The organism is Mesorhizobium sp. WSM4844, assembly GCF_055811775.1.
The window spans coordinates 25,976-34,254 of record NZ_JBVVQB010000066.1 but is presented as its reverse complement, the minus strand read 5'-3'; the positions used below and the strand labels follow the sequence as shown (position 1 = coordinate 34,254).

Below are 8,279 nucleotides of genomic sequence, written 5' to 3'. Positions count from 1 at the left end.
ACTCTGGTGGTGACACCGTCGATGCTGATGGTGTTCACGCGCAGCAAGAACAGCCGCTTCTATGCATTCTTCCGTCGGGTGTTCCGGCGCGGAACGCCAGCCGATGCGACTATGGAGACCTCCGCAGGGCCGGGCTTGCTCGACGAGCCGGCGATCGACTTCCCGAAGGCCGCCGAATAGGTCGCTCCCTTCAGCCCAGGTAGAAAAGGCCGCCGGGAACAACCCAGCGGCCTTTTGCATTGTCCTGTCATGCAATGCCTCAACGCGGGGAGTTTCTCATGACGCTCAGCACCATTCTCATCATCATTCTGATCCTTATTCTGATCGGCGCGGTGCCGGCATGGCCTCATTCGCGTTCCTGGGGTTATGGTCCCTCCGGCATCGTCGGCGTCATCCTGATCGTGCTGCTGGTGTTGCTGCTGATGGGCAGGATTTGACCCGGAGTTTGGTGTGCACGAATGCTACAGCGCTGCGCGTCCTTTTGGACTCACAGCGCTGTAGCATTTGATTTTGCGCATGGTCCTTTCCGAGCCTTCGGTTCGAAACGCACGTTTTCAGGCAGCTTTCGAAACGCCATCAATCGTGGCCACACCGATATCATCGAGGGCTTCTGCCACCGCCCTATCCAGCGGCGTATGCGGGATCGTGCCGAGGATGCCTTCCAGTCTTGCCGAGACCAACTGGTGTGGCTCGAAGCGGAGATAGGACATCGAGACGAGCTCACGCCACATCGCCACGAACGGACTGCCGGCGCGCAACATCCACCACGGCATCGACGTCAGTTTCAACGTGCGCCCGAGCGCCTGCTCCGCGGCGGCCTTGATCTCCAGATCGGTAACGGCGTGGCCGGGAAAGTTCAGCGCCTCGTAGGCGCCGAGCTTGTCGAGATTCTCAGTCAGTCCGACGAAAGCCTTGGCCATATCAGGCAGATAGGCCCATCCATGCAGGAGATCGGCCGGCCCGGGGGCGGTATAGACGCCCTTGTCCATCTTGGCGGCCACCATCAGATCGAACCACGATCCGGTGCCGGTGCCGCCGAAGAAATCGCCGGCTCGCAGCAGAATGGTGCGAACTCGGCCGGCTTCGGCCTCGCGGCGAAAGAGGTCTTCCATGGCGACGCGGATGCGGCCCTTTTCCGTCGTCGGGTGGAATGGCGTGTCTTCGGTGATGACCGCCGGCATCGGCGAGCCGTAATTGTAAACGCTGCCGGGAGCGAGGTGCAATGCGTGGTTCGCCCGGCACGCGGCCATGACGTTCTCGGCCATCGGCAGGCACTTGCCCCAGTCGGTGTAGATCGGGTTGAGGCCGTTGAAGATGATGTCGACGCCTTCGGTGGCGCGGATAAGCGCTTCGCGATCGAGCCCGTCGCCGGCGACGGTCGCCGAGCCGATGAGTTCTGCCGTTATCTTGCCGCTGCGGGTGATGGCGCGGACATCATAGCCGGCGTCGATGAAGGCCTTGGCAACCACGCGGCCGAGCCGGCCATTGGCCCCCAGAATTGCGATCTTGGTCATGTTTCGTTTCCGTGTTTGCGTTACGGTCACAATATGATCCGCCCGCAAACGAATGGAAATTGACTGAATCTGGCGACATGATATTCAGTTTTGAATGGAAATCGACTGGAATCTGATCAAGAGTTTCGTCACCGTGGCGGAAACCGGCAGCCTGTCCGCTGCCGCGCGCAAGCTGGCTGCAAGCCAGCCGACGCTCGGCCGCCATATCGCCGAGCTGGAGCAGGCGCTCGGCGTCACCCTGTTCCGGCGCGGGCGGCGCGGCTACGCCCTGACAGAAGCCGGCAGTACGCTCTATGAACGCGGCCGGGCGGTGAGCGAGCAGGCGAGCGCCTTTTCGCTGTTGGCGCTGGGATCGGTCGAGGCGATCGAGGGCACAGTGCGCATTGCCGCCAGCGAGGTGGTGGCGGCCTATGTCCTGCCAGAGATGACGGCGCGGCTGGGCGCCGAGGAGCCCGGCATCGAGGTCGAGATCGTCGCGTCGAACCAGGTCGAGAATCTTTTGCGCCGCGATGCCGACATCGCTATCCGCATGGTCAAGCCGGCCCAGAACGAGCTGGTGGCGCGCAAGGTGGCAGACATTCCGCTCCGCGCCTGCGCGGCAAAATCCTATCTCGACCGGCGTGGCCGTCCGCGCGAACCCGGCGATCTTGCCGGCCACGACCTGATCGGCTTCGACCGCAGCGATGAGATCATTCGCGGCTTTGCCCAATTCGGTGTCCCGCTCACCCGCAATGCCTTCCGCTTCAGGACCGACAACCAAATTGTGCTGTGGGAGGCGGTGCGGTCGGGAAACGGCATCGGCTTTGGCCAGGAGCCGCTGGCCGACCGCGATCCGCTGGTGGAGACAGTGCTGCCGGGCCTCGGGCTGCCGACGCTTCCGGTATGGCTGGCCATGCACCGCGACGTGCGCACCAGCGTGCGCGTCCGCCGTGTCGCGGATTTCCTCTATGAGGAGTTGAAGCGCTATTCGGCCGGGGCCGCGTCAGGCGCGAATTCGGCGCGGTGAGCGAGCCCGGCCATCAAGAATACGACGACCAGCAGTCCCGACAAAGCGATGAAGATCGGACCGAAGCTTGAATGCTCGGCGATGAAGCCGATTGCCGACGGCGCCACCAGAATGCCGGAATAGCCCATTGTGGTGACGACGCTCATGCCGGTGCCGGACGACATGCCTTCCTGGTTGCCGCCGGCCGAAAACAGGATCGGCACCATATTGGCGATGCCGAAGCCGCAAAAGGCAAAAGCTGAGATGGCGAGCCAGGGCGAGGGCGCCATACCCGCCACCAGCATGCCGGCAGCGGCGACAAGCGCCGAAACGCGCAGTGTCGTCACGGCGCCGAAACGGTTGCGGACCCCGTCGCCAACGAAGCGCATGACGGCCATGACGCCGGAAAAAGCGGCGTAGGCCAAACCAGCTACGGCGAGGTCGGTGCCGAGTTCCTGTTGCAGGTAAAGCGCTGCCCAGTCGAGCACCGCACCCTCGGAGATCATCGTCATCAGCGCCATCAGCCCGACCAGATAGACCAGCGGATTTCCAGGCAGCGCGAACTTGCGATGCCCGATTACCCCCGAGGATGCTTGGACTGGCTTGTCCTCGGCGATCAGGTAGCGGACTGCCACTGCAATCACAGCGAAAGCGAGAGCCGTCACCACCGTCGCATGGGCGAGATGCCCGTAATTCTGGATGGCGAGGCCACCGAGAGCGCCGCCGGCGAAACCGCCAAGACTCCAGAAGCCGTGCGAGGACGACATGATGGCCCGGGACAAGCGCCGTTCCACCGTGACCGCATTGGCGTTCATGGCGACATCCATGCCGCCGATCGAACCGCCAAAGATGAACATGGCGATGGCCGCCAGCGGCACGTTGGGAGCCAGCGCCACAACCAGCAGGCCGAAGCTGCCGATGAGACCGAACCAGCGCAGCACGGTGCGCGACCCATGCCTGGAGATCAGGTGGCCGCACCAGGTCATCGCTGTGACCGCGCCGGCGCCGAACAGCAGGATCAGCAGGCCAAGCGTGAACTTGCTGATATCCAGCCGGGTCAGCACCACAGGGATCTGCGGCGCCCATGCGCCGGTCAGAAAGCCATTGGCCAGGAAGATGGCCGCCACGGCCCATCGTCCACGAATGGCGGCCTGCATGCGGTTTAGCGTGTCCATCATGTAGAATCCGGTCCGAAAATGGCTTCGCGTGGCAAATTAGATCGATTCAATTTGCAGTCAAGTGCTCGTTCTTGAAAGTGCTTGGGCCAAACGGCTCGCTTGAACCCAGGTTGATGAAGCCGATCTGGTCGGGCTTTGTTCGACCACGATCTTATCCGAAAACCGGTTTCCACTTTTCGGGATCGTGGCCTTAGTGATCCCTGGGGCGTCTTGCCTCGAACTCAGCCTTCTTGGCATTGGAGGCGTCGGTCTGGTTGAGCGCCTGCCATTCGGCATAGGGCATGCCGTAGATGATCTCGCGCGACTGGTCCTTGCTGAGATCGAAACCCTCGGCCTCCGCGGCATCGCGATACCAGTTGGAGAGGCAATTGCGGCAGAAGCCGGCGAGGTTCATCAGGTCGATGTTCTGCACGTCAGTGCGTTCACGCAGATGCGCGACCAGTCGGCGGAAGGCGGCGGCTTCGAAATCGCGTTTCTGCTCGTCGCTGAGTTCGGTCATGTGTTCTTGGCCTCCTTAGAGCGGCCCGGTGCGCGAGCCGAATCGTTTGACCCGATGTATATCGGGACGGCGATCGATCGCGTCAACGATCGCCGCCAGCCGTTCGGCCCAGGTGACCGCATCCTGCCGATCGGTGATCAGGTCCTGACGGATTTCGATCAGCGCATGGGCGAAGCCGTTGACGATGGCATGCCTGAACATGGTGTCGCCGCGCAGCGCGCCGTCGTAGGGCTCATTGTCGCCGACGATAAGGCTTTTGTCCTTCGCAAGCATGTCGATCAGCGGTCGCGCCACCCGGTCGTCGCGATCCCACAAGATGCCAACATGCCAAGGGCGCACGAACCCCTGCATGAACGGGGTGAAGGAATGCACCGAAAGGATAAAGGGGGCGTTTGCGCAAGCCTGCGCCACCGAGGCGATCATGGCGCCGACCGCATCGTGATAGGGTCGATAGAAGCGGTCGAGCCGCCTTTCACGTTCTTTCAAGGTAAGTGGATAATTCCCCGAAATGACGGTGCCGTCATAAAGTTGGCGGATCAATGTCGGATCGTCTTCGCCGCGATTGGGATCGATCAGAAGCCGCGAAAAATTGGCGAGTACCGCCGGCACGCCGAGCAAAGCGGCCAGTTCGCGCGTCACCGACTCGACACCGATGTCGTAAGCGATATGGCGGTCGAATTCCGCCGCCGGCAGGCCAAGGCTGCCATACTCTTCCGGCAGGTCGCGACGGGCGTGATCGGCCAGGAGCACGATGCCTCGCTTGCGGTCGCCTTCGACGACGTCGAAAGGCGCGAAAACTGTGGATCGGGTCATCGGCGGGAAATGGTCTGTTCGCTGGCTTCCAGGGAGGATGGTATCGTCTTTCCACGAAGGGGACGATTACGCAATGCCGTCGTTTGGCCACGGTTTCTGCGGAAATCTGGCGGAAGGCGACAGACCGTGCGCCGGAGCCTTTCTAAATCGATTGGAATTGAGCGGAAGGGCGCGTTGACATGCGCCCGGACTTTTCCGAAAAGGGGCGTTGAGAGATGCAAATGTGGTTCTTGAGAGGTTTCAGGATGGGTTCCGCCGGCAGGCCGCGTGTGCGTTATGCCTTCGCCATGCCGCTCCTGACCTTTGCCGTTGGCCTCGCCGCGATGGTTGCTGCCTCGCCGGCGCGCGCCGATTTCCGTGTCTGCAACGCCACGCAGAACCTGGTCGGCGTCGGCATCGGCTATCGCGCCAAGGCCGGCTGGATCACCGAAGGCTGGTGGCACATCGAGGGTTCGAGCTGCAAGACGCTGATCGAGGGCCCGCTGTCATCAAGATTTTACTATCTTTATGCAGAAGACGCCGAGCGCGGCGGGCGCTGGGATGGTCCGATCAACATGTGCGTGGCCGAAAAAGAGTTCAAGATCGCCGGCGTTAGCGATTGCGTCGCCCGGGGCTTCCAGCGCGCCGGATTCCAGGAATATGACACGGGCGAGCAGGCAAGCTGGATGGTCCAGCTGACCGATGACCCCGCAACGGGGGGCGTTCCAGCCGCTCCGGGAACAAACAGTCAATGAGACGCAGCCGCAAGGTCAAGATACTCGCCACCATCGGTCCGGCCTCCTCCTCCGAGGACATGCTGAAGAAGCTTTTCGAAGCCGGCGCCGACGTGTTTCGCATCAATATGAGCCACACCGATCATGAATTGATGCGCACACTTGTCGGTCGCATCCGCACCGTCGAGAAAGCGGTCGGCCGGCCGATCGGCATTCTCGCCGACCTGCAGGGACCCAAGCTTCGGGTCGGCAAGTTTGCCAACGGCAAGGAGACGCTGACACTCGGCCAGACCTTCACGCTCGACGACAATCCCGAGCCCGGCAACTCGACCAGGGTCTATCTGCCCCATCCGGAAATCCTGAGATCGGTCGAGGCCGGTCACCGTCTTTTGATCGACGACGGCAAGCTCGAGCTGAAGGCGGTGGAGAGCGACGGACAGGCGATCGTCTGCACCGTCGTCGCCGGCACCAGCATCTCCGACAAGAAGGGCGTCAGCCTGCCCGACACCGACCTGCCGGTCGGCGCGCTGACCGAAAAGGACCGCAGCGATCTCGATGCTGTGCTGGCCACCGGCGTCGACTGGGTGGCGCTGTCGTTCGTGCAGCGGCCGGAGGATCTGGCGGAAGCGCGCAAGATCGCGCGCGGCCGGGCGCTGATCATGGCCAAGATCGAAAAGCCGCAAGCCGTCGCCAGGCTGGCCGAGATCATCGAACTTTCGGACGCACTGATGGTAGCCCGCGGCGATCTCGGCGTCGAAATGCCGCTCGAAGCCGTGCCCGGCATCCAGAAGCAGATCACCCGCGCCGCGCGCCGCGCCGGCAAGCCGGTGGTGATCGCCACGCAGATGCTGGAATCGATGATCACCGCGCCGGTGCCGACCCGCGCCGAGGTGTCGGACGTCTCGATCGCCGTGTTCGAAGGCGCCGACGCCATCATGCTCTCGGCCGAATCCGCGGCCGGCGCCTACCCGGTCGAGGCGGTGGCGATGATGAACCGCATCGCCAGCAAGGTCGAAACCGACCCGACCTATGCCGGCATCATCAATGCGCAGCGCTCGGAGCCGGAAGCGACCGGCGCCGACGCCATTTCGCTTGCCGCCCGCGAAATCGCCGAGACGCTGAAACTGTCGGCGATCATCAGCTATACGGCGTCCGGCACGACCGGCCTGCGCGCCGCGCGCGAGCGGCCGCAGGTGCCGATCGTCGCCCTGTCGCCGATCGTCAACACGGCGCGGCGGCTATCGCTTTTGTGGGGCACGCATTGCGTCGTCTCGCCCGACGCCATCGACCTCGACGATATGGTCGACCGCGCCTGCCGCATCGCTTTGGATGAAGGGTTCGGCAAGCCCGGCGACCGGGTCATCATCACGGCCGGCGTGCCGTTGAGGACGCCCGGCTCCACCAACATGCTGCGCATCGCCTATGTCGGATCGGACGTGCAGGCCCGCCGCTAGGCTTGGCCGTCGCTTCGAATAATTTCGGTTGCTCTAAATTGGCGCGAGTTCGGCTTCCGGCGCTTTGATGTCGGCGCATTTGCCGGCACCGTAGGTGTCGCCGGCAATCCTGATTTCCACGGCCTTCGCCATTGCCTGGAGGTCCACGTCCCTGCCGGCGACCTTTTCGATCGCGCCGACAACGAGATCGGGTGCTATCCAGTCTGGCTTGTGGCCGAGATTGCGGACCCAGACCAGTTCGGCCCCGGCGATATCGCGGACGAGGCCGACCGAATGGATCGTTGCATAGACCACCTTGTCGCGGTCGCCCGAGATGACCACAGTCGGCGCCTTGATATCGCGGTAGTGCGGTGCGGCATCGAGCGTGTAGCGATAAAGCCCGGCGACATCGGTGGCGTTGGCACGAAAGGCGTTCGGCCGAAGCACCAGCGGGATCGCGACCTCGGCGACATAGAAGTCCGGCACCTTGTTGGGGGCAAAGACGCAGGCGGTGGCGGCATTCATCTGCAGCGTTCCCGACGGATAGGTCAGCGTTTCGGAAAAAAGCCGGCCGACGATCGGAATGGTTGTCAAATTGTAGTACCAGGCGGTCGCGCCGCCCGGCCAGGGATGGGTGGCAGGCGCCATGAACACCAGGCCGAGCGTCTTGTCGGGATGCTCGCGGCCGAAGGCGGTGGTCACCGAGCCGCCGAAGGAATGGCCGGCGATGATGGCTTTCCTGATGCCGAGATGGTCCATCAGCGCTGCGATGGTGCTGGCCTGTGCCGATGGGGTCTCGTTGTTGCCGGGGCCGCGCGCCGACCAGCCTGCACCCGGGCGGTCGAAGAACAGCATCTCGGCACGGCCTTCCAGCAAGGGCCTCAACGGCAGCATCTGATCCCTGAGATTGGCGCTGGCGCCGTGGATAAAGACGATCGGCGGCAGTTCGGCGTTTTCCCGCGCCGGAATGTGAACGTAGTGGATGCGGGCACCGTTTATATCCGCGAAGTCGCCGATCGGCGGATTGCGGCGCTCGATCAGCCATGAACCGGCGCGGGTGACACCTGCAAGGGTGAACACAAGCGCCAGGAGGAAGGCGAGCGCGGCGTAGATCGGGTTCATGGAGAGAGGTACGGACCGGAGC

Annotated in this window: 10 protein-coding genes; 5 read left to right on the top strand and 5 right to left on the bottom strand. The window is 63.2% G+C overall.

The genetic code is table 11. From position 1 onward, the window contains the following. On the top strand, nt 1-180 hold a 180-nt coding region (locus AC0L2A_RS31545), incomplete at its 5' end, for a hypothetical protein (protein ID WP_473612119.1). Nucleotides 181-278: 98 nt separating this feature from the next. After that, entirely contained in the window at nt 279-437 is a 159-nt protein-coding gene (locus AC0L2A_RS31540; protein WP_091593346.1) for a DUF3309 family protein, read from the top strand. Between the two features lie 117 nt (nt 438-554). Here AC0L2A_RS31540 and AC0L2A_RS31535 read toward each other — a convergent pair whose 3' ends face one another. Further along, a complete protein-coding gene (locus AC0L2A_RS31535) occupies nt 555-1,514 on the bottom strand; it encodes an NAD-dependent epimerase/dehydratase family protein (protein ID WP_473612118.1) in 960 nt (319 codons plus the stop codon). 94 nt (nt 1,515-1,608) lie between these two features. On the opposite strand from AC0L2A_RS31535, the gene AC0L2A_RS31530 reads away from it, so the two are divergent. Beyond that, the gene (locus AC0L2A_RS31530; protein ID WP_473612117.1) at nt 1,609-2,520 is read left to right on the top strand and encodes a LysR family transcriptional regulator; all 912 of its coding nucleotides are present in this window, start codon (nt 1,609-1,611) and stop codon (nt 2,518-2,520) included. On the opposite strand, the gene AC0L2A_RS31525 is transcribed toward AC0L2A_RS31530, so the two are convergent. From AC0L2A_RS31525 to AC0L2A_RS31515, 3 genes are all read right to left on the bottom strand, one after another. Further along, nucleotides 2,478-3,674 carry an MFS transporter gene (locus AC0L2A_RS31525; protein ID WP_473612122.1) on the bottom strand — a complete coding sequence of 399 codons (1,197 nt, stop codon included), beginning with the start codon at nt 3,672-3,674 and terminating at the stop codon, nt 2,478-2,480. The genes AC0L2A_RS31530 and AC0L2A_RS31525 overlap by 43 nt on opposite strands. 193 nt (nt 3,675-3,867) lie before the next feature. Then, nucleotides 3,868-4,176: a DUF1244 domain-containing protein gene (locus tag AC0L2A_RS31520; protein WP_473612115.1), complete on the bottom strand. Its 309-nt coding sequence runs from the start codon at nt 4,174-4,176 to the stop codon at nt 3,868-3,870. A gap of 15 nt (nt 4,177-4,191) precedes the next feature. Further along, nucleotides 4,192-4,989 carry an N-formylglutamate amidohydrolase gene (locus AC0L2A_RS31515; protein WP_473612114.1) on the bottom strand — a complete coding sequence of 266 codons (798 nt, stop codon included), beginning with the start codon at nt 4,987-4,989 and terminating at the stop codon, nt 4,192-4,194. A 245-nt stretch (nt 4,990-5,234) separates the two neighbouring features. Between AC0L2A_RS31515 and AC0L2A_RS31510 the strand changes: the two genes are divergently transcribed. Together AC0L2A_RS31510 and pyk are read left to right on the top strand one after the other, a co-directional pair. Next, nucleotides 5,235-5,723 carry a DUF1036 domain-containing protein gene (locus AC0L2A_RS31510; RefSeq protein WP_091593336.1) on the top strand — a complete coding sequence of 163 codons (489 nt, stop codon included), beginning with the start codon at nt 5,235-5,237 and terminating at the stop codon, nt 5,721-5,723. After that, the gene (gene pyk / locus AC0L2A_RS31505) at nt 5,720-7,156 is read left to right on the top strand and encodes a pyruvate kinase (RefSeq protein WP_023797023.1); all 1,437 of its coding nucleotides are present in this window, start codon (nt 5,720-5,722) and stop codon (nt 7,154-7,156) included. Before AC0L2A_RS31510 ends, pyk begins: the two co-directional genes overlap by 4 nt. A gap of 33 nt (nt 7,157-7,189) precedes the next feature. Here the strand turns inward: pyk and AC0L2A_RS31500 are convergent, their stop codons facing one another. Further along, on the bottom strand, nt 7,190-8,257 hold the full coding sequence (locus AC0L2A_RS31500; RefSeq protein WP_473512232.1) for an alpha/beta fold hydrolase: 1,068 nt from the start codon (nt 8,255-8,257) through the stop codon (nt 7,190-7,192). Nucleotides 8,258-8,279 lie beyond the last annotated feature (22 nt).